Source organism: Candidatus Binatus sp., assembly GCF_036567905.1.
Classification (GTDB): domain Bacteria; phylum Desulfobacterota; class Binatia; order Binatales; family Binataceae; genus Binatus.
In genome coordinates, this window is record NZ_DATCTO010000063.1 from 26,694 (window position 1) to 48,166 (window position 21,473).

General features: G+C 63.0%; 16 protein-coding genes. 2 read left to right on the forward strand and 14 right to left on the reverse strand.

The genetic code is table 11. The features are described 5' to 3' along the window. Nucleotides 1–60 precede the first annotated feature (60 nt). Nucleotides 61–549 carry a DUF488 domain-containing protein gene (locus VIO10_RS09555; protein ID WP_331962916.1) on the forward strand — a complete coding sequence of 163 codons (489 nt, stop codon included), beginning with the start codon at nucleotides 61–63 and terminating at the stop codon, nucleotides 547–549. A 9-nt stretch (nucleotides 550–558) separates the two neighbouring features. On the opposite strand, the gene uvrA is transcribed toward VIO10_RS09555, so the two are convergent. The 5 genes from uvrA to VIO10_RS09580 form a co-directional block, all read right to left on the reverse strand. Next, on the reverse strand, nucleotides 559–3,393 hold the full coding sequence (gene uvrA / locus VIO10_RS09560; protein WP_331962919.1) for an excinuclease ABC subunit UvrA: 2,835 nt from the start codon (nucleotides 3,391–3,393) through the stop codon (nucleotides 559–561). Nucleotides 3,394–3,399: 6 nt separating this feature from the next. Beyond that, nucleotides 3,400–4,449, reverse strand: a complete 1,050-nt coding sequence (pdxA, locus tag VIO10_RS09565; RefSeq protein WP_331962922.1) for a 4-hydroxythreonine-4-phosphate dehydrogenase PdxA — start codon at nucleotides 4,447–4,449, stop codon at nucleotides 3,400–3,402. Next, on the reverse strand, nucleotides 4,450–5,637 hold the full coding sequence (locus VIO10_RS09570) for a peptidylprolyl isomerase (protein ID WP_331962925.1): 1,188 nt from the start codon (nucleotides 5,635–5,637) through the stop codon (nucleotides 4,450–4,452). Between the two features lie 49 nt (nucleotides 5,638–5,686). Beyond that, complete coding sequence (gene mfd, locus VIO10_RS09575; RefSeq protein ID WP_331962928.1) at nucleotides 5,687–9,262, reverse strand: transcription-repair coupling factor; 3,576 nt, start codon at nucleotides 9,260–9,262, stop codon at nucleotides 5,687–5,689. A 150-nt stretch (nucleotides 9,263–9,412) separates the two neighbouring features. Then, entirely contained in the window at nucleotides 9,413–10,186 is a 774-nt protein-coding gene (locus VIO10_RS09580; protein ID WP_331962931.1) for a PDZ domain-containing protein, read from the reverse strand. Nucleotides 10,187–10,317: 131 nt separating this feature from the next. On the opposite strand from VIO10_RS09580, the gene VIO10_RS09585 reads away from it, so the two are divergent. Then, nucleotides 10,318–11,325, forward strand: a complete 1,008-nt coding sequence (locus VIO10_RS09585; protein ID WP_331962933.1) for a D-2-hydroxyacid dehydrogenase — start codon at nucleotides 10,318–10,320, stop codon at nucleotides 11,323–11,325. 97 nt (nucleotides 11,326–11,422) lie between these two features. Here the strand turns inward: VIO10_RS09585 and VIO10_RS09590 are convergent, their stop codons facing one another. From VIO10_RS09590 to pfp, 9 genes are all read right to left on the reverse strand, one after another. Continuing rightward, a complete protein-coding gene (locus tag VIO10_RS09590; RefSeq protein WP_331962936.1) occupies nucleotides 11,423–12,874 on the reverse strand; it encodes a UDP-N-acetylmuramate--L-alanine ligase in 1,452 nt (483 codons plus the stop codon). Then, a complete protein-coding gene (locus VIO10_RS09595; protein ID WP_331962939.1) occupies nucleotides 12,867–13,997 on the reverse strand; it encodes a serine hydrolase domain-containing protein in 1,131 nt (376 codons plus the stop codon). The genes VIO10_RS09590 and VIO10_RS09595 overlap by 8 nt, the downstream gene beginning before the upstream one ends. 28 nt (nucleotides 13,998–14,025) lie before the next feature. Continuing rightward, complete coding sequence (locus tag VIO10_RS09600) at nucleotides 14,026–14,952, reverse strand: LD-carboxypeptidase (protein ID WP_331962942.1); 927 nt, start codon at nucleotides 14,950–14,952, stop codon at nucleotides 14,026–14,028. A gap of 125 nt (nucleotides 14,953–15,077) precedes the next feature. Continuing rightward, nucleotides 15,078–16,061 (reverse strand): NAD(P)H-quinone oxidoreductase, encoded by a 984-nt coding sequence (locus tag VIO10_RS09605; protein WP_331962945.1) that lies wholly within the window; start codon nucleotides 16,059–16,061, stop codon nucleotides 15,078–15,080. Continuing rightward, nucleotides 16,058–16,522 (reverse strand): DUF2141 domain-containing protein, encoded by a 465-nt coding sequence (locus VIO10_RS09610; RefSeq protein ID WP_331962948.1) that lies wholly within the window; start codon nucleotides 16,520–16,522, stop codon nucleotides 16,058–16,060. Before VIO10_RS09610 ends, VIO10_RS09605 begins: the two co-directional genes overlap by 4 nt. A 175-nt stretch (nucleotides 16,523–16,697) precedes the next feature. Continuing rightward, on the reverse strand, nucleotides 16,698–17,699 hold the full coding sequence (locus tag VIO10_RS09615) for an LLM class flavin-dependent oxidoreductase (RefSeq protein ID WP_331962951.1): 1,002 nt from the start codon (nucleotides 17,697–17,699) through the stop codon (nucleotides 16,698–16,700). A gap of 119 nt (nucleotides 17,700–17,818) precedes the next feature. Next, the gene (locus VIO10_RS09620) at nucleotides 17,819–18,499 is read right to left on the reverse strand and encodes a class I SAM-dependent methyltransferase (RefSeq protein WP_331962954.1); all 681 of its coding nucleotides are present in this window, start codon (nucleotides 18,497–18,499) and stop codon (nucleotides 17,819–17,821) included. A 684-nt stretch (nucleotides 18,500–19,183) separates the two neighbouring features. Further along, the gene (locus VIO10_RS09625) at nucleotides 19,184–19,996 is read right to left on the reverse strand and encodes a hypothetical protein (RefSeq protein ID WP_331962957.1); all 813 of its coding nucleotides are present in this window, start codon (nucleotides 19,994–19,996) and stop codon (nucleotides 19,184–19,186) included. A 60-nt stretch (nucleotides 19,997–20,056) separates the two neighbouring features. Further along, complete coding sequence (gene pfp, locus VIO10_RS09630) at nucleotides 20,057–21,352, reverse strand: diphosphate--fructose-6-phosphate 1-phosphotransferase (protein WP_331962960.1); 1,296 nt, start codon at nucleotides 21,350–21,352, stop codon at nucleotides 20,057–20,059. Between the last annotated feature and the right edge of the window lie 121 nt (nucleotides 21,353–21,473).

Below are 21,473 nucleotides of genomic sequence, written 5' to 3' on the forward strand. Positions count from 1 at the left end.
GAGCAGGATCCGAAGGCGCTGATCTTCACGATCGGACACTCGACGCATCCGATCGAGCGTTTGCTTGAATTGCTCGGCGAGCATCGCATCGCGATCGTCGCCGACGTGCGATCGTTCCCGAGCTCAAAACGCTGGCCGCAGTTCAACCAGGCGGAACTTTCCACGTCGCTCGAGCGCGCGGGAATCGAGTATCGATGGATCAAACGGCTCGGCGGCCGGCGTCATTCGAAGCGCGGCGACTCGCCGCATACCGCGTGGGAGCATCCCGCGTTCCGATCGTACGCGGACTATACGGAGAGCGCGGATTTCGAAGATGGCATGCGCGAACTGACGCAGGCCGCCGCGGCCGCGCGAACCGCGTACATGTGTTCCGAAGGATTATGGTGGAGATGCCATCGGCGAATCATCTCGGACAATCTTGTGATTCGCGACTGGACGGTCGAGCACATCATGCCGGCCGGGAAATTGTCGCTGCACGTGCTCGCGCCGTTTGCGCGCGTCACGGACGGACGGATCATCTACGACGGTGCGGCCGGGACGGAATCGTGAATGCGCGGACTATGCGGCGGCGCGATGGTTGAGCGCCTGGCGCAGAAAGCCGGCGGTGTATGACGCCTTCACGCCGGCGACTTCCTCGGGCGTGCCCTTTGCGACTACATTGCCGCCGCGATCGCCGCCCTCGGGCCCGAGATCGATCAGGTAGTCGGCGGTCTTGATAACGTCGAGGTTGTGCTCGATCACGACGATGGTGTTGCCCGCATCGGCGAGGCGGCCGAGCACACCGAGCAACTTTTTGATGTCGTCGAAATGCAGCCCGGTCGTTGGCTCATCGAGGATATAAAATGTGCGGCCGGTCGCGCGCCGCGCGAGTTCCTTGGCAAGCTTGATGCGCTGCGCCTCGCCCCCCGACAGGGTCGTCGCGGACTGGCCGAGATGGATGTAATCGAGGCCAACGTCGCGCAGCGTTTCGAGCTTCTGGCGAATCGGCGGAACTGAGCCGAGGAATTCGACCGCGTCGAGCACGGTCATGTTGAGAACCTCGGCGATATTCTTGCCTTTGTATTGAATTTCCAGCGTGTCGCGATTGTAGCGCTTGCCGGCGCAGACCTCGCAGGTGACGTAAACGTCGGGCAGAAAGTGCATCTCGATTCGAATGATGCCGTCGCCTTCGCACGCTTCGCAGCGTCCGCCCTTGATGTTGAACGAAAATCGCCCCGGCCCGTAACCGCGCATGCGCGCCTCGGGCAATTGCGCAAACAGCTCGCGGATATGGGTGAACAGGCCGGTGTAGGTCGCGGGGTTCGAGCGCGGCGTGCGTCCGATCGGGCTTTGATCGACGTGAATGACCTTGTCGAGATGCTCGACGCCGTCGAGCGTCTTGTACGCGCCGGCACGTTCGCGGCTGTGATTCAGCTTCTGCGAGAGCGCGCGATAGATGGTGTCGAGCAAGAGCGTCGATTTGCCGGAACCCGAAACGCCGGTGATGCAGGTGAAGACGCCGAGCGGAATCGCGACCGTGAGATCGCGCAGATTGTTCTCGTGCGCGCCCTTAACGGTCAGCCATCGGTTCGAGAGCTTGCGCCGCCGCGACGGCACGGGAATCTCGACTTGTCCCGAAAGATACTTACCGGTGAGCGAGTTTTCATCGCGCATCACCTCCTCGGGAGTGCCCTGCGCGACGACGTAACCGCCGTGAATTCCGGCGCCCGGTCCCATGTCGATCAGATGATCGGCTTCGAGCATCGTCTCGCGATCGTGCTCGACCACCAGCACGGTGTTGCCGAGTTCCTTGAGCCGCTTGAGCGTCGCCAGCAGGCGCCGATTGTCACGCTGATGAAGTCCGATCGACGGCTCGTCGAGGATGTAAAGCACGCCGACGAGGCTCGATCCGATTTGAGTGGCGAGACGGATGCGCTGGCCCTCGCCGCCGGAGAGACTTCCCGACGGGCGATCGAGGGTCAGGTACTCGAGTCCGACGCCGGCGAGAAAATTCAGCCGCTCGCGGATTTCCTTCAAAATGAGTTTCCCGATTTCAGCTTCCTGCGCACTCAGCTTCGGCGCGGCGAAAAACGTGAGCGCCTGCTTGATCGACATGGCGGTCACTTCGGAAATCGACTTGCCGTTGAAGCGCACGTACAGGCTTTCCTTCTTGAGCCGCGCGCCGTTGCAGGTCGGACACGGCCGCATGTTCATGTACGCCTCGAGGAACTCGCGCACGCCTTCGGACTCGGTTTCCTTGTAGCGCCGATCCAGCCACTGCAGGACGCCCTCGAACGTTTTCGAGTACTCGGCGCGATGATGCCCGCGCTGGTAGGCGAACTCGACCTCCTCGGTTCCCGAGCCGTGCATGATCGCCTTGCGCACCTTGGCCGGGATTTCCTTCCACGGCTGATCGAGGCTGAACTTGTAGTGCCTGGCGAGCGCGTCGAGCACCGGCTGCAGATAGTTCATCGTCGCCCACGGAGCGATCGCGCCATCGGAGATGCTCAAGTCCTCGTTTTGCACGACCAGTTCGGGATCGAAATACATGATCGATCCGATCCCCGAGCATTCCACGCAGGCGCCGTGGGGGCTGTTGAACGAGAACATCCGGGGCGCGATTTCCGGATACGAGATTCCGCAATCGACGCACGCGAAGCGCTGGCTGAAATAGATCTCGCTCTCGTTGTTGGGCCCGTCCAGGCGCTCCACCTTGAGCAGGTCCTGCCCGTACTTGAAGGCAACTTCAAGCGAGTCCGACAAGCGCTTCTCGATTCCCTTGCGGATCGCGAGCCGATCGACCATCACTTCGATGGTGTGGCGCTGGTTCTTGTTCAGCGCCGGCTCCTCGCCGAGTTCGTAGAGCATGCCGTCGATCTTCACGCGCACGAAGCCCGCGCGCTTCATCTCAGACAATTCCTTGCGATACTCGCCCTTGCGATCGCGGACAATCGGCGCGAGCACGTGAATCCTCGCTCCGTCGGGCCATCCCATGATTCGGTCAACGATCTGCTGCACGCTCTGCTGAGTGATTTCGCGGCCGCAGTTGTAGCAGAACGCGTGTCCCACCCGCGCGAAGAGCAGGCGCAGGTAGTCGTAGATTTCGGTGATAGTGGCCACCGTCGAGCGCGGATTGCGCGAGGTGGTCTTCTGCTCGATCGAGATTGCGGGCGACAATCCTTCGATCGAATCGACGTCGGGCTTTTCCATCTGTTCGAGGAACTGGCGCGCGTAGGCCGACAGCGATTCGACGTAGCGTCGCTGACCCTCGGCGTAAATCGTGTCGAAGGCGAGCGACGATTTTCCCGAGCCGGAGAGTCCGGTGATCACGACCAGTCGATCGCGCGGAATCTCGAGATCGATGTTCTTGAGATTGTGCTCGCGCGCGCCCTTGATGACGATTCGATCGGCCATCGTTGCTTACGCCGACGCCCGCCGCCCGGTCTTTTCACGTCCCGCCGCGGCCCGCCACGCGTATTCGATCGCGGCAATCATGCTCGACGGGTTTGCAATTCCCTTCCCTGCTATGTCAAACGCCGTTCCGTGGTCGGGCGAGGTGCGGACGAATGGCAACCCGAGCGTGACGTTCACCGCACGATCAAACTCCAGCGCCTTGACCGCAATCAAGCCCTGGTCGTGATACATCGCAACCGCAGCGTCGAAATTAAACGACCCCGCCGTGCGGATGAACGCGGTGTCGGGTGCGAGCGGACCGTACGCGTCGATGCCGTCACGCTGCGCGCGTCGAATCGCCGGCGCGATCACGCGGATTTCCTCATCACCGAACATCCCGCCTTCACCCGCGTGAGGATTCAATCCGAGCACCGCGATTCGCGGCCGTGCAACGCCAAGCGCGCCGCGCAAGTGCGCGCAGAGCAGACGAATCGTGTCCAGGACATTGCGCTGCGTCAGTGCGGACGCCACTTTTGCAAATCCCATATGCGCGGTCACCAGCACCACCGTCAGCTCGCCGGCCACGAACATCATGCGCCACAGCCGGGTTCGCCCCAGATGCGCAAGCAGTTCCGAATGCCCGGGAAAATGATGGCCCGCGCGGTTCATCCAATCCTTGCTGATCGGCGCGGTCACCAGCGCGTCAGCCTCGCCGCTCATCGCCATCCGCGCGCCTGTGACGATATAGTCATATGCGGCGCCGCCGCCCTCAACCGTGGGATGCCCCGGGCGAATTGCGCGCGCCGGCAAACTCGAGATGGAAAGTACGCCGAGTCCTTTGGTCAGACGAATCGGCGGCTGACCAGGATGCCATTGGTACGGAGCCGGCGCGCCGCTCAGGCGGGCAGCGGCCGCGCGCATCGCGGACAAATCGCCGACTACCGCAATCGACGGCGCACCACGGCGGCGCGCGAGCGCCGCTGCCGCCTTGAGGATCACCTCGGGCCCGACGCCCGCCGGATCGCCCATGCTGATCGCCAACAGCGGCGGCGTCTTTCGTCTGAGCGCCGTCATCATCTAGTACATGGTCTCGACGTAATGCTGCTTGACAAGATCGGAGTCAACCCACTTCTCGAGCTGCGCGCCGGATTGCTGATCGATCAGCTGAGCGCGAATCGGCGCCTTGACCTCGTTGAGCGGCTGCACGCCCGGCACTTCGTGTTCTTCGAGCTTGACGATATGAATGCCGTGGCTGGTGCGAACCGGCGCCGAAATTTCACCGGGCTTGAGCGGCTTTACCGCGGCCAGAATCTGGTCCATGACGTCGGACGGCGCGAACCATCCCAGTTCGCCGCCGTTGGACTTCGACTCGTCGTCCGAATACACGCGCGCGAGCGCGCTGAAGTCGTCGCCCTTGGCGGCGCGCGCACGAATCATGTCGGCTTTCTTTTGCGCGGCGGACACTTGCGCGGCGGTCGGGTTGGGCGGCAGCGCGATCAGAATCTGCGCGAGCTTGAAACGCTCCTTGGTAATCGTGAAGTCTTCCTTGTGGGCATCGTAATAGGCCTTGATCTCGGCGTCGGACACGTCGATTTTCGCGCGGACTTCCTGCTCGATCATCATTGCTTTCTCGATATCGAGGCGCGCTCGCTTGCGCAATTCGTCGTAGCTCATCCCGCTCGCCTGGAGTTGCGCGCGGAACTCCGCATCGCTCAGGTGCTTGTCCTGGCGCAACTGCTGGATGTACTTGTCGATTTGCGCGTCGTCGACCTTGTCATCGTACTTTTTCACTTCCTGTTCGAGCAATTTCTCCCCGATCAACGCCTTCACCGCGGCCTTGGCGGCGTCCGAAGAAGCGAAATCGTCGGTCTGGATCGGCTGGCCGTGCTGCGCCGCAAAATCTTTGACCTCCCGCATCGTGATCGGATCGCCATCAACGCTGGCGACGACCTTATCCAACGCCGGCGTGCTCGGTTCCGGCGGCTCATCCGAGGCAACCGGCGCTGGTGGAGGCGGCGGTTCGTCCGTCTGCGCCTCGCCGGCCGGATTCGGAGCCGGCTTCGCCTGCCCTGCGAAAGAGGCCCCAGGAGGATTGGGATGTAACGGGTTGGCGCCCCCTGGTGACGCCGATGGCGCCGTCGCTGTGGAAGAAGCGGCCGCCTGTTTGAAAGCATCGAAAGCGCCGGGTTTGAGGAGATCCATCGAGCAACCCGAAAACCCGCCCGCCAGGACAATTCCCAGCGACGCCGCCAACGCCGTCGCCACGGCGCATCGCGCGCCGGCACGCGGGGACAATCTTCCGTTCTGCATCAATCTAATTGACGGCCGGCCCGACTTTCGCGGCCGTCCAGTTTTCCAACTTTTCACAGCCCGCCAGGGCCTGCAAGACGCCGTCGAGTTGCGCGAACAGTTGCTCGTATTCTCCGGGTTCGATTCGCGCGATCACCTGGTACGACGGCGTCAGCCGCAGCGTACGCCGATTCTGGTCCGCGAGCTTCACCAGCCGCGCGGTTTCCACGGGCGCATCGGGATGAAATCTGATTTCGAGCTGCGAGCCCTTGAGAATCGCGCTCAGGATCATCAACTGTTTCATCTGGCGCCGAACATTCATCGCCGCGATCAAATTTTCGATCAGCGTCGGCACCGGACCGAACCGATCGCGCAGCTCGTCGCGAATCTCGCCGAGATCCTCCTCGCGCTGCGCACGCGCGAGCCGCCGATAGAGCGCCAACCGCTCGTTCTCGTCGGAGACGTAAGCCTCGGGAATGTACGCGGGCACTGCGATTCGAAGCTCGGGCTCGAAGTCGGGGCGACTGGGCTGGCCGCGCAGTTCGGCAATCGCCTCTTCCATCATCTCGGTATAAAGCTCAAACCCAACCGCCGCGATCTGTCCGTGCTGCTCGTGGCCGAGCAGGTTGCCGGCGCCGCGATGCTCGAGGTCGGCCATCGCGAGCTTGAAACCGCCGCCGCTTTCGGACTCGACCAGTTCACGAAGCGCATCGATTCGCCGCTTGGCGTCGCGCGTGATGATGTGTTCGCCGGGAATCAGCAGGTATGCGTACGCTTTTTGGCGCGAACGGCCGACGCGGCCGCGCAACTGATATAACTGCGCGAGACCGAAATGATCGGCGCGATTGATGATCATCGTGTTCGCGTTGGGAATATCCAGGCCCGATTCGATGATAGCGCTGCAGACCAACACATTGACCCGCTTTTCGATAAAGTCGCGCATCACGTCCTCGAGCTGCCGCTCCTTCATCTGGCCATGCGCGATTGCGGTCTTGGCCTCGGGCACCAGCGCGCGCAGATGACTGGCCATGTAGTCGATATTCTCGACGCGATTGTGAACGAAGAAAACCTGGCCGCCACGGTTCAACTCGCGCAGGATTGAATCGCGGATGGTGGCGTCGTCGAAATGCGCGACGAAGGTGCGAATCGCCTGGCGGTCCGGCGGCGGCGTCTGAATCACGGAGAGGTCGCGGATGCCGAGCATCGCCATGTGCAGCGTGCGCGGAATCGGCGTCGCGGTCATCGTCAACACCGGCACCAACTTCTTGAGCTTCTTGATTCGCTCCTTGTCCACCACGCCGAATCGGTGCTCCTCGTCGATCACCAGCAAGCCCAGGCGCGGGAACTGAACGTCGCTCGAAAGCAGCCGATGGGTCCCGACGATGATGTCGACCTTGCCGCGGCCGGCCTCCTCGATCACGGCCCGATTTTCCTTGTGGCTGCGAAACCGCGAGACCATCTCAACGCGAACCGGATAATCCTTGAAGCGCTCGCGAAACGTGTTCCAGTGCTGCTCGGCGAGGATCGTCGTTGGCACCAGCACGGCGACCTGCCGGCCATCCATCACGGCGATGAACGCGGCGCGCAGCGCGACTTCAGTTTTGCCGAAGCCGGCGTCGCCGCAGATCAGCCGATCCATCGGCTTGGCACGCGTCAAGTCGCGGATGACGTCGTCGATCGCCGACTGCTGGTCCGGCGTCTCCTCGAACTCGAAGCGCGACGCGAACTCCTCGTAGTCCGCGCCCGGTGGCGGATACGGGTGCCCCTCCATCACTTCCCGCGCCGCGTACACGTCGAGCAACTCGGCCGCCATCGCGAGCACCGCCTGCCTGGTGCGCCGCTTTACCTTCTCCCACGAGCCGCTGCCCAGCTTGTCGAGCTTGGGTTCCGCGTCGTCGCCGCCAATGTAACGTTGAACGAGATTTATCCGCTCGACCGGCACGTACATCGTGTCGTTGCCCGAGTATTCGAGATTCAGAAAGTCGCCCTCGACGTCGGCGACCTTCATGTGGCGCAGGCCGCGGTACTTGGCGATGCCGTGATCGATATGCACGACGAAATCGTCGGGCTTGAGCTGTTCAAGATTGAGCAGCGCACCCTTGGCGCTCGGACGCCTGCGCCGATGCGCCCGCGGCTCGCCGAAAATTTCCTCTTCGCTGTAGATGTAGAGACCGTCGGCCTGCAAAACGACGCCGGCGGAAATCTCGCCTTCGATGATCGCGGGGCGGTAGTCCGCCCATTCCAGCAGCGCCGACAAACTTTTGCATTCGACGTTGACCTCGAGGTCCCACGCCTCCAGATGACGGCGCAGGCGCGCCACCTGATGCGGCCCGTCAACGATCATCAGCGAACGTCCCTGCCCGCGCTGGACTTCGCGCAGTTCCGTCGCCAGCGGCTCGAAGCTCGGCGGCGTCCGCACTCCACTGAGTTGGTTCGATCCCAGTCGCAAACTGGCCTGCGATTTGACCTCAACCGGCACCGCCCATCCCTCGCGCGGCGCGATCATCGTAACCAGCGAGCCGACCTCGACGGCGGTGAAGTTTCCCAGCGCGCGTTCAAACGCGTCTGCGCCGACGAACAGCGAATCCGGCGCGGGATGAAACGCGGGCTTGCGCGCCGCCGCTGCCGTCTCGACGGATACGGTATCGGCGAAGCGATTTGCCTCGGCGAGAATGCGCCCCGGATCGACCAGCCACAGCAACGCGCCCGCCGGCATGTAATCGAACACGCTGTCGAGCGCGCGTCCGTACGCATACGGCATCAGCAGTTCCGCGCCTGGAAACAACAGCCCGTTCTCGAGCGCCTCGGCCAGTTCCGCGGCCTCCTTGCGCACCATGCCGATTTCCGCGGCCCGCAACGCGACCTGCTCGCGCAGCTTCGGCGCCTTCAGCGCAGACGGCGGCACGTAGCGAGTGCGCGTTATCGTCGCCTCGAGCAGTTCGCCGCCCGAGCGCTGGCTGTGCGCGTCGAAGTGGCGAATCGAGGTGATCAGGTCGTCTTCGAGCTCGATGCGAATCGGGTCGCGGTACAATGGCGAGAACGCATCGACGATCCCGCCGCGCACACTGAAGTCTCCCGCCTCTTCGCTCTGCGGCACGCGCTGATAGCCGCACGCCACGAGCGCTTCGACCAGCGCCTCGAGATCCAGCCGGTCGCCAATGGCCACTTTAACGATCGATTCGTTGAACACCGTGCGCGGAATCGTGCGCGTCATCAGCGCTTCGGCCGACGTAACGACCAGCGGCGACTCATGCCGAAGCATCGCGAACAGCGCCGCCAGTTGCGACGCCTGCGCGTCGGTCGGTGGCGACAATTGCGCCATCGGTTTCACTTCCCACGAGCGGAGCAGATGCACCCGGCGCGTGGCGGCGCCGGCGTCGGGCTCCTCACCGAGAAAAAACGCAACCTCTCCCGCCAGCGCCTCGGCTTCCGACGGCGTTGACGCGACCGCGACGATTGGACGCCGCAGCCGGATTCCCATCTCGCGAATCATCAGCGCGCCAGCCGCGCCGCGCAATCCCATCACCGGGAATCGGCGTTCGGTATTTGCCGTGAGCCGCGCTTCGAGTTCGCCGGCCGCTTCTTTGAGGCTGCGTTGCAAGTTTTTCCGGTCCGAATACGCAAAAATTCGCCCTGCGGCGATGCGCGCGAGGAGCGCACATGCCGCTGGCGTCACCAGAATGATAGCAGAAAATCGCGCCCGAACGCGCCGGCCGTACCGAAGGAGCCACCGCGAAATGAAATCGCGAGGCTAGTGCCGGTTGCCGCCCGTCGGCGCCCCATTCGCGATTGGCTCGCCCACCGCGCCGACTTTCACCGCGATTTTGATTGTCTTGTGCGAGTTGCCGTCCGGCCTGATCACCGTCAGGTACATCGTGTCTCCCGGCTTGAGCCGCGCCATCGCGCTTTCCAGATCGCTCTGGTCGCGCACGCGCCGATCGTCAACCGCGACAATCAGATCTCCCCCATGGCCCATCGCTCCCGAACTCCCCAGCGCCTTATTAGCCAGAATTGATCCGCCGGGCAGTATTCCCGTCAGCGTGGAAACCGCCGCGCCGATCGCGCTCATTCCAGAGCGCGCCTGCAGGCCCGCTTGGGCGGCCGGACTGTTGGGATCGATGGTCAGCACTTCGAGCCCATGCTCCTCCTTTCCGAGGTAGCACTGCGTCGTGTATTGCACGGTGATGCCGAGGTAGGGTGGAGGATGCGGCCGGTTGCTATCGCCGTTGCCGTTCTCTGTTTTCGGGCGGAAGTTGGGTTCGATCGACGTGCTGTTCTCGCCCGGATTAAAATTCCGGCCGCCGGGAATTTCCTGAACGCCGGGTTTCGGCGCCGCCAAGCCGGGCTGCGGAGCTATCTCGAGCGTCGCGTCGCTGCCGCCCTGCCCCGCAATCCCGGGATTGGCGGAATTCCCGCCGCCCTGGGAGCCCGTTTGCGCGTTCTGCGCCTGCGCGATTGCAAAATGAGACAGCGCGAACAGCACGGCTGTCGCCACGCCCAGCGTGAGCATCTTCTGCAGCTTCATTTCATCACGTTCGGCGATCGATCCAGCGACGCAGGAACTCTGCAAATATAAGCCCGCCGCGCGATCTGCTCAACCTGCACGATTTCTGCTTGAAGGGCGCGCGAACCCATGCGAAAGTTTTTCTGGCGTTCATGAAAATAATATCCACGGTTGCGCTGCAACCCGCGCATCGCGCCGCAATTACCAGCGCAGTGCCCGGAGCCGAGTTGGCCGATCGCCAATGCCGAACCGCCGAGGAAGTCAGCGAGTTCGTCAGTGGCGGATGCGACGTGCTGCTCACCTTTCGGATGCCGCTGGACATCATGAATCGGGCGCGCGGCCTCAGGTGGGTTCAACTGCTCAGCGCTGGCGCAGACCACGCGCTCGGCGGACCACTCAAGGGGATCGCGATTCCAGTCACGACCGCGAGCGGAATTCATGCGACGCCGATCGGGGAATACACGATCGCCTCGATGCTCTCGTATGCGCATCGGATTCATCTCGCGATTCGGGCGCAGATTCGCCGCGAGTGGATGCGCTCGGGCGCTTTCATGGCGAGCGTGGACGAAATCCGTGGGCGGACCCTTGGCATCATCGGCTACGGATCGATCGGCAGGGAAACGGCGCGGCTCGCGGCCGCATTTGGGATGAACGTGCTTGCGCTCAAGCGCAACCCGGCCGAGCGCGCCGATCCCGGATGGTGTCCGGCGGGGCTCGGCGATCCCGAAGGCAAGCTTCCCGCACGCTTCTTCGGTCCCGGCGAGCGCGAAGCGATCCTCCGCGACAGCGATTACGTGTCGGTCACGCTGCCGCTCACCGACCACACGCGCAAGTTCATCGGCGAGCGGGAATTCGCCGCGATGAAGCCCGGCGCGTACCTGGTAAATATCGGGCGCGGCGAAGTGATCGACGAGCGCGCGATGGCCGCGGCGTTGACCGCGGGAAAGATTGGCGGCGCGGGCCTCGACGTGTTCGAGCATGAACCGCTCGAAGCCAAAAGCCCGCTTTGGGACCTGGAAAATGTCATCCTGACGCCGCACATTTCCGGCGCCAATCGCGGCTACATGGACAAGGCATGCGAACTGTTCGCGGAGAATCTGAAAAAGTTCGCCGCAAACCGCCCGCTGCTGAACCTGGTCGATCCCAAACTCGGCTATTAGGGATTGTTCCCCTTCTGAGATTACCTCGCCCGTTATTTCACGGGAGAGGAGGCCGAGCGCAGCGAGGTAGGTGAGGGTTCTGGAGGGCCTTCCCCCGCTACCGCGCCTGCAACGCCGTTAGAAACCGTTCCTTCAAGCCATCGAACGGCCCGTTCGACATGAAGATCGCCACGTCGCCCGCGCGCGCGTCGGAGAGCATCCGCTCGAGGATCTGATCGTTCGACGCGCATGCAATCGCATGAGGCCCACGCGCACTGATCGCACTTGCCAGCGCGCCGGTTTCCAGCCGCTCGCCCGGTGCGATCGGATCGTTTTCCTTGAAATAGACCGGGCCCAGATAGACGCGCGAGGCGCGATCGAATGCGGCCGCGAACGCATTTTGGAAAACGTTGCGCCGCGCCGTATTCGAGCGCGGCTCGAACGCCGCAAGTATCCGCCGGCCAGGGAACCGCTCGGCAATCGCCTCGAGCGTGACGCCGATCGCGGTCGGGTGATGCGCAAAGTCATCGACCACCGTCACTCCCGCCGCCTCTCCGATCACCTGCTGGCGGCGCACCACGCCCTTGAACGTGCGCAACCCGCCGGCAATCTCGTCGCCGGACAGTCCAAACGCGCTCAGCAGCACGTAAACGCCCAGCGCGTTGGCGACATTCATTCGGCCGCCGATCGGAAGATGGATTGAATCCTGGATTCGGTCGCCGTCGCGCGTTACCGAAAACCTCGCGCCGTCTGCGCCCACCGTAATGTCCGCCGCGCGGTATTCGCCCCCGCGCAGCCCGTACGTGAGCCGCCGCGAGCGCGCCGCCGCGCTGACTTCGAGCGCGTGCGGAAAGTCGGCGCATACCGCGAGCACGCGCGACGAATCCATCTGATCGACGAGCGCGCGGAAACTCGATTTCACATGCTCGAGATCGCGATAGATGTCGGCGTGATCGAATTCGACCGCGGTAATAATCGCACCGATCGCCCGGTAATGCAGAAACTTCGGTCCTTTGTCGAAAAACGCCGTGTCGTACTCGTCGCCCTCGATGACGAAATCGGCGCCCCGGCCAAGCCGGTAGTTCGATCCGAAATCGCTCGCCACTCCTCCCACCAGCATCGAGGGATCGCGCCCCGCCGCGTCGAGCACGTGCGCCATCATTGCAGTCGAGGTGGTCTTGCCATGCGTTCCCGCGACCATCAGCACGCGCCGGCCCTTCAGGAAAAAATGCCACAGCGCTTCAGGCATCGAGAGATACGGGATCGCGGAATCGAGCAGCGCCACGGCTTCGGGATTGCCCGGCACGATCGCATTGCCCACCACCACCAGGTCGGGCGCGGGCGACAGGTTCGCGGGCGAAAATCCCGTCATCAATCCGACCCGCGAGTTCCTGAGCAGCGACGCCGTCGGCTCGTAGAGCTGATGGTCGGAGCCGGTGACCGACAAGCCGCGTTCCACCAGCATCCCGGCCAGTGCGGCCATCGCGGTGCCGCCGACTCCGATCAGATGCACGCGCCGGGGGGACGCCGGGATGCGCGCGAGGCGCGCGGTGCTGCCGGAATCAGCCACCGCCAAGCGCGTCCATGATCAAATCGTGAATTTTCGGACGGAACTCGCGAATCTTTTGATTGTCGCGCCGCGGATGAACGCGGTTGGTCAGCATCGAGATCGCAACTTCGCTTTCCGGCTCGATCCATATCGAAGTGCCGGTGAAGCCAAGATGGCCCACTGCCGCCGGCGAGAATCGATGCCCCGAGCTGGAATGCTCCGCCGACGGCGTGTCCCATCCAAGCGCCCAGGTCGAGCCGGGCACGGTCGGGTCGCGCGTCCAGAACTCGCGGATTATTTTTTGCGGCACGAAATCCGAACGTCCGGCGTAACAGGCGATCAGCTCGCGCGCGAGGCGATCGACCTCGCGCACCGGCGCGAACAGTCCGGCGTGACCCGCCACTCCACCCATCGCGAACGCGTTCTCGTCGTCAACTTCGCCGACCAGCAGCCGCTTGCGCGAAGGACAGATTTCGGTGGGCGCAAACATGTCGGCGACCGGTTCCAGCCGCCGCGAGCGGACCAGTGAGATGTCTATATAGTCGGTCGCGCGCAGGCCCAGCGGGCGGAAGATTTTCTCGCGGCAGAATCGGTTGAGCGCGACGCTGGCGACCTTTTCGATCGTCTCACCCAGCACGATGAACCCGAGATCCGAGTAGATAGTTTTGGTCGCGGGCGCGGCCTCGGGTTTCTCGCGATGAATCTCCTCGTAAGCGAACTCCTTGGCGCCGTGACTCGCCATGAAGTTGACCCGCCCGCTTTTTTCAATCTCCGCGATCCGCTGGTAGAACGGCCGCCACGCCGCCAGGCCCGAGCAATGCGCCAGCAGATGGCGAAACGTGACGGTGATCTTGCCGTGCACGCCAAAGTTCGGAAAGAAGCGCGTCACTCGATCATCGAGGCGAAACTTGCCGTCGCGCGCCAGGATCATCGCCGCGACCGTCGTCGCCAGCGCCTTGGTGAGTGACGACAGATCATAGACGGTTTCTATTTTGGCCGGCGAGCGGCTCGGCTCGATCGATCTGAATCCGAATGCGCCCTCGAACGCGACCTCCGCGCCGCGCCGCACGACGACCGTCGCGCCGGGAATCACCCGCTCCTCGACCGCGTCGTTGAACGCCCGCTCCACATCACTCCATCCCAACGCTTAATCCTCCGGAAAACTTGACCCGTTACCGCGTAACGGCCGGCTCGGTAAAGATGATTCGGCGCGCGGCGGAATCGATTCGCGCCACCACGCCGAACGGAATCGTAAAATTCTCGGTGCCATGCCCGGCCTCGACGCCGTACAGCACCGGGCATCCCAGCCCTGCGGTCTGCTCGCCGGCGAAGCGCGCGATCAGCCGCGTCTCCTGCTCGTTTCCGTCGATCGCGCGAATCGCGCCGAAAACAATTCCCGCCACTCGGCCGAGCGCGCCGGTTTGGCGCAACTGCACGAGCATCCGGTCGATTCGATAGGCTTTCTCACCCGTGTCTTCGAGGAACAGGATTCGGCCGGCGAAGCGCGGCTCATACGGTGTGCCTATCGTCGCGACCAGCACCGACAGGCAGCCGCCGATCACCTCGCCATGCGCGCGCCCAGGATGCATCGTCTCGCGCGCCTCCAGCTCGAAGCCGCCGAGTTTGCCGCCGAGCAGATCTTGCATGTGCCCGAACGCGCGCGGGCTCAGGCCTCGCGCAAAATCCATCGCGACCATCGGCCCGTGAAACGATACCATCCCGGCGAAATCGACCAGCGCATTGAGGATAAAGCTTGCGTCCGAGAAGCCGACGAAGATTTTGGGCGTGCGGGCCATCGCTTTGAAGTCGAGCAGCGGCAGTAGCCGCCCGCATCCGTAACCGCCGCGCGCGGAAAAGATCGCCTTGACCTCGGGGTCGGCAAAGTATTCTTGAAGCTCGCTCGCCCGCTCGCGATCGTCGCCGGCCAATATCCCCGAACGCGCCAGCACCCGCTGCGAAACTTTGACCCGAAAGCCCATCGAGGCGAGCACGTTGACGCCGCGCTCGAGATGCTCCCGTTCGACCGCCGCGGCGGGCGCGACGACCGCAACTGTATCGCCCGGTTTGAGCGCGTTGGGTTTGATCGGTTTGCGGTTCACGCTATCTCGCTCCGAATCCTACCAGAAGGCGCGCGCGAACACCCATCAGTTGCGCGAATTGCGCCACTTCCCGCGGCGCTCAAGCAGGTCAGGAAACCGGCCGCATTGAATTGCGAGCGCCGGGATCAGTCGAACTTGAGAATGATTTTCCCGAAGTGCTCGCTCGCTTGCATCATGCGATGCGCCGTCGGCGCGTCCGCGGCCGGGATCACCTTGTAAATTGGCGGACGCAGCCGGCCGGCTTCGAGAGCCGCGCCAAATCGCTCGAGGAACGCCGCGACGATCCGCGCTTTCTCGGCGGCTGGGCGTGTGCGCAGCGTCGAGCCGAAGATTTTCAGATGACGGCGCAGAACCGCGGCCAGATCGAGCTCGGCGCGCGTCCCGTTCATCAAGCCAATCAGGATCAGCCGCCCGCCGTTGGCCAGCGACTCGATATTTCCGGGCAGGTAGGCGCCGCCGATGCTGTCTAAAATCACATCCACCCCGCGCCCGTCGGTCGCGGCCTTCACGCTCGGCGCGAAAGGCCCGCGCTTGTAGTTGATCGCGACGTCGGTGCCAAGCTTTCGGCATTGCTCGCATTTCTCATCCGCGCCCGCGGTTACGATCACGCGCACGCCCGCTTCCTTGAGCAATAGAATCGATGCGGTGCCGACGCCGCTGCCGCCACCGTGAATCAACGCGGTCTCGCCGCGCTCGATCCCGGCGAGCATGAAAAAGTTCAGGAACGCGGTCAGAAAGACCTCGGGGATTCCGGCAGCTTCCTCGAAACTCAGCGCCGCGGGAATCTTCATCGCGGATCCGTAATGCACCGCAGCTTTCTGCGCGTAACCGCCGCCCGGCAGCAATGCCATCGCGCGATCGCCGGTTTTCCATCCGATGGCGGCGGCGCCGGCGGCGGCGACCTCGCCGGCACATTCCAGGCCGATGACTTCCGACGCGCCCGGCGGCGGCGGATAGAATCCCTGGCGCTGAAGAATGTCCGCGCGATTCACCCCGGCGGCTCGGACGCGAATCAGTATTTCGTCGGGCTTGATCGCCGGCTCGGCAACTTCACCGATTTTGAGCGCATTTTCATCGCCGGGTTTTTCAACGATTACCGCTTTCATCATCTGTAAATCATTTGGACCGATATCTGCTTCGTGCCCCTGCCGTCATAGTGAAATTTTGTCTCGTCGAATGACGGCGCTTTGAACCGGGCCTTGGCGTTGTTTGAGAATCCATAGCCCTCGAGCGGGTAGCCGACGAAATTCGAATCGAATTTGCCGTTGCCGTTCTCGTCGTGAAAAAGCGTGACGGCATAATCGCCGGCCCGGACTCCGCCGAAGACGCACTCGCCGCGATTGCCCTGAATCTTTGCCCAGATGCGACGTAGTATATGAGAGTCGTCGCGCGGAAATCCTTCAGGACCCGGCCACAGCGAGCATTCCAGTTGTCCCTTGTCGTTTCGAAAGCCTGTCACTTCAACCTTGATTCCGTCCGCTTTCGCCGCGTCGCCCGCACGCGCCGAGGCAGGCAACGCGGCCGCGGCGAGCAGCAGTGCGAATGCGATCAGCCGGATTCTGATTCTCATTGAATTGCCCATCCAAAAACGAAGAGGGCCCACCGGGACCCTCTCACGCGTTCAATTCTCACAAATTACGAAACGCCGCGTCCGGTGCACGATCGGACCGCCGCTCGATTGCGACGCGGCATCCAGCCTCGATATGGCGACTTTGCCGGCGAATCGGCAAATTCCGTCGGCACGATCATCCGAGCAACCGTGCAACGGTCTTCTCGAACTCGCCCGGCTCGCCGCCCGCGTCGATCTCCACCGGATGCAGATCGACGCCGGCTTCGTCCTGCGCCTTGAGCCGCTCGATCGCGCCTTCGACTCCGCCGATATAACCCAACTCGCCCAGTAGCTTGGGCGATAGCGCCGCGGTGCCCGCCTTCGAGCCGCCCCCGTCCCACGCCTGTTTGACCTTCTGCACCTCGTCGCCGAAGCCAAAGCGCATGAGCTGCTCGGAATAGAAGGTGCCCATGCGCGCGGCGTAGAACGCGACGTTGGCGGCATGTCCCGCAACCGCGCGATCGACGTTCGCCGTCACCGTCACGTGTCCGGGCGCTTTGACGGCGACCGCGCGCGGCTCGCGGCCGGCGGCCGTCGCAATCGCGCGGAAATCCGCGATCGCTTTCTTGAGCGAGTTAATCGGGATCATCACCGGCAGCCATCCGTCGGCTTTCTTCGCGGTGAACTCGACGCTCTTTTTGTTGAGCGAGGCGATCCAGATTGGAATATGCTTGCGCGGAGTCTCGAAGCGCATCGTGAAGCCGCGCTGCAGCTTGAACAGCTTGCCTTCGTAGTTCAGCGGCGTCTGCGCCATTATCATGTTGATAATTTCCACGTACTCCTTCATCCGCGTCAGCGGCGGATTGAACGGAATACCGTGGAAATGTTCGATCACCTGCGGACCGCTGGTGCCCAACCCGATGATCATGCGGCCGTTGCTCAGCTCGTCGAGCGTGCCGAAATGCTGCGCGAGCGCGGCCGGCGTGCGCGAGTAGATATTCACGATCGAGGTCGCAAGCTGCACCTTGCTGGTGTGCTCCGCGAGCAGCGTGAGCAGCGTGAAGGCGTCGCGGCCCCACGCTTCGGCCACCCAGATTGAATGGATTCCCGCGGCGTCCGCGATTTTTGCCCGTTCGATCGCCGCCTTGAAGTCGAGCTTGCCCTGCCAATTGACTCCGATTGATAGCTTGCGCGCCATTAAATTTCCTCCTGACTACAACTACACGAAATCGCGAATCCTTTTGTACCATCGCAACGCGGAAACAGCATCGTGCGCCGTGGAATCTTCCGCCGAACGCTCACGGAGGCCGTGCTTCGCTACTTGATGCCGCAGTAAACGGCGAAGATCAGATTCTTGTACGCGCAATCGATATCGCGGAACCCCGCCTCGCGCAGCCATTTGAGCTGATCCTCGAGCGTCGCCGCGCGATCGAACTTCATTCGGTCCAGCGCCGCCGCCAGGTCGCGATCGTCCATCCCCAATTCGCGCACCCGCGTGATCCATCGCTCGTGATGAAACCGGTGCCGCTCCGGGGTCGCGCCGCGAAACTGCTCGGCGTTGACGAATACACCGCCGTCGTTGAGTGCGCCGTGGATTCGACTGAACAATAAGCGCTTTTGCTCGTCGCTCAGGTGATGAATCGACAGCGCCGAAACCACGGCGTCGTATTTTTCCTGGATCGGGTCAACGCCGTAGTCGGAAACCTCGAAGCGGAAGCGCTCGCCGCCCAATTCGAAGCGCGCACGCGCCCGCTCGAGCATCTCGCTCGAGATGTCCACCATCGTGATTCGCGCCTGCGGAAAACTGTACGCGATGAACGCCGCCAGCAAGCCCGTGCCGGCGCCGAGATCGAGAACCTTGAGCCGACTATCGTGCGGAAACCGAATCAAATCGATCGCCGCGCGATAGAAGTCGTCGAATCCCGGCACCAGCCGGCGCCGCGTGCGGTCGTAGTCCTCCGCCGCAAGATCGAACGCGCGCTGTACTGAATTCGCCATCTGAAGATTGTGCGGACGCGACGGTCGCGAATCAACCGCACACTCGATACGGGTGGCGATCCAGCCGTACCGCTATTTGCTAAGTTTTGTCAGTCCCTTCCTTCTGCGCTCCGCCCACCGCTTCTTCATAAGCTCCGACAGCCGCTTTCTGCCCTCTTTGGTGATACCGCCGCGTCTCTTTCCTTTCTTGGCGCCCGGCTTGGGAACCGCGATCCGGCCTCTTCGGCCGGCAGCCGCCGATCCCGCTCCTACCAAGGCCGTGATCGCATGGATGAGCCGATCCCTTTCCTTCTTCAAGTCTGCAACGATTCTATCAATCTCCAAGTAAGTGCTCCTTTGGGTCCCCTAGGTCCCCGATGTTTTGTTCAGCTCCCAACTCTAAACATATCCAAGAATTATAATTGCTGGAGTTAGCATGAATTGCAATTTGTGTCAGCTAGGTTGTCCAATGCCCCGGATAGGCCGCAGGGCCGGTCGTATCCATGTACTGCGCGACGAAAACGAAGGAACCCTGCTGCCCGGCCTGGACAGCTATCAGCGGTCTTCGTTAGGTGCTCGCGGACTCAAACCAGAATTGGAGTTCAGGCGGCGCCACCTGGACGATCCTGCGCTGCGCGCCTGCGCGGCGCCACGACGCCAACGCTACGGCTGCGCGCAAGATTTACCCGGCGCCGTAGAGTTTCCTCACGGCATCTTGCACACGTTCGCATCCGATGACGCCGCCGGCGCGGAGCTTCCTATAGGCGCGAAACTCCCCGGCCATTGGGGATAGTAGGCCGACGACCAGACGAGCCCGTCGCCCGCATTACAGTCGCCATGATCGGTGCCGAGTTCATGCGGGCCGCTGAACATCGGACATGAACAATCTACTATTCCCGGCGTCGCCGTGCGGCGGCATGGCGCCGTCATACATCCCGCGTACGGACTCGAATCGCATCGCGAGTGTCCGAACGGGATTTTGCCCGCGCATTCGAAGCTGAACGCCGAGATCAGGTCGGCCCCCGGAACCAGGCTGTGATCGTTGACGTACTTGCAGGCTGGGGCCTTGTTCGGATGTCCGGTGCAACGGCTCCCGTCCTTGCCGCACACTTTCACCGTTTTGACATAGACGTCGTGGTTCAGGATCGCATTAATGTTGACAAAGTAGCTGCCGCTGGGAATTTCAAAGCACTTGCAGTCCGCGAACTCACCCGCCTTGTCCGCCTTGCAGCCCATCGGCGCGGCGCCGGAATAAGCGCACAGCGCGAACGGCCCGCCGCTGCACGGCATGTTATTCGAGATCTTCTCGATGATTGTGGCGAATGCGGGACCGTACGGAGTGGTCCAGTGATCGTGCTCCGACCAGAAACTCAGCGAGTCCGGCACGAAGTGCGTGAGCGGCGCAGGCTCGGCCGGGCCGTGGTCCGCGCCGGCGGCAATCGCGCGGCCGTTCAGCGCGATCGCGATGGCAAACAGCGAGCATCCCGCAACCGCGCACACCAGTTTGGTCAATTTCATCGCAGCTCTTGTGAACTTGCGGTGCGCGCCGCATCTTGATTAACCGAAATTCGAAAGGTCTCAGCTCCCCTCAGCCGTGGCGCGGACCGAAGGCAGGAATCGCGCCTTGAAAGCCGCGGCTGAGAGCTTGGTGTGTCCAGCGAGCCTCGACAGCGCCGGCTCGTCAAAGTCCTCCGGCTCGAGCCGGATCATGTAAGAACGCGCCACCTGGTATGACTCGGTGGAGACATCCACTGTCCGCACCCGAATCCGGCCCGTGCTCGGGTCGAGCAGTTGCTCGAAATTGACTGGCGTCACGCGGCCGCCCGCAATAGCGATCAGCACATTGGAGCCGCCGCTTAGCAGGTGGCGCACCGCGCCGTAGCCCAGCGTTCGCGTATATGCGACGTCGAATGGCAACGGCTTCGCGCAGCGCAACTCGTAGCCGATGTCCTTGGCGACCACGGTAGCATCGATGCCGAGTTGCTTGAGCGCCGCCCCCACCTGATCGCGCAAGACAATGCCCAGCGGGATATCCGCGATGTGCACATGGCCGTAAGCGTCGGGGTGCGAGCCCGCCGCCGCAGCCAGAGTGCCTACGTCCATGCGCTCTGCGATCCCTTCGGCGATGACCGCGACGCCGTGGTCGTGGCCGCTGGCGCGACGCTTGATTATCGCGCCCACGATAGTGTCGACGACCAGCGCGAGGTCAAACTTCTTGCCGCGAAATTCCTCGGGAATCACCGCCAGCGTAGCGCCGGCTGACTTGCACATACCGAGCGCGAGCGACCCCGATTTCCGGCCCATCGAGATCGTCAGGTACCACCTGCTGGTGGTGCGCGCGTCTTCCATCAGCGATTCGATGATCCCGGCGCCGATGGCACGAGCGGTTTCGTAGCCGAACGTCGCCGCATTCTCGGGCAGCGGCAGATCGTTGTCGATCGTTTTCGGCACGGTCACGATGCCGATCCTGCCTCTGGTGCGCTCGGCGATTCGCGCCGCACCGTAGGTGGTGTCATCACCACCGATACAGATCAAGTAGCGAACGCCAAGCGCTGTCAGCGCATCGACCACGCGCCCCAGGCTCGCTTCGTCGCGCGCCGGATTGGTGCGCGAGGTGCGCAGGATCGAACCACCGGTGAAGTGGATCCTGCTGACCTCCTCGATTTTGAGTTCGACGACGTGCCCGGTGTCGCCTTCCACCAGCCATCGATAGCCGTCGCGTATCCCCACGACGCGCAGTCCGCACTTGATAGCCTCAATGGCAGCCGCGGCGATCACGCTGTTGATTCCGGGGGCGGGACCGCCGCCGACCAGGATCGCGAGGGTCTCTCGCTGCTTATCGTCGCTCTTCATCGTCACAATGGGCACCGTCATCGGTCATGTTTATTCCTACGCGCACGCTACTTGTAAAAGCCACGCCGAGGCCGGTTCGATCTGCTCAGATTTAAATCCGCGATTCGGACACTTGGCGGGCTGCACCATTAAGGTGGGATTC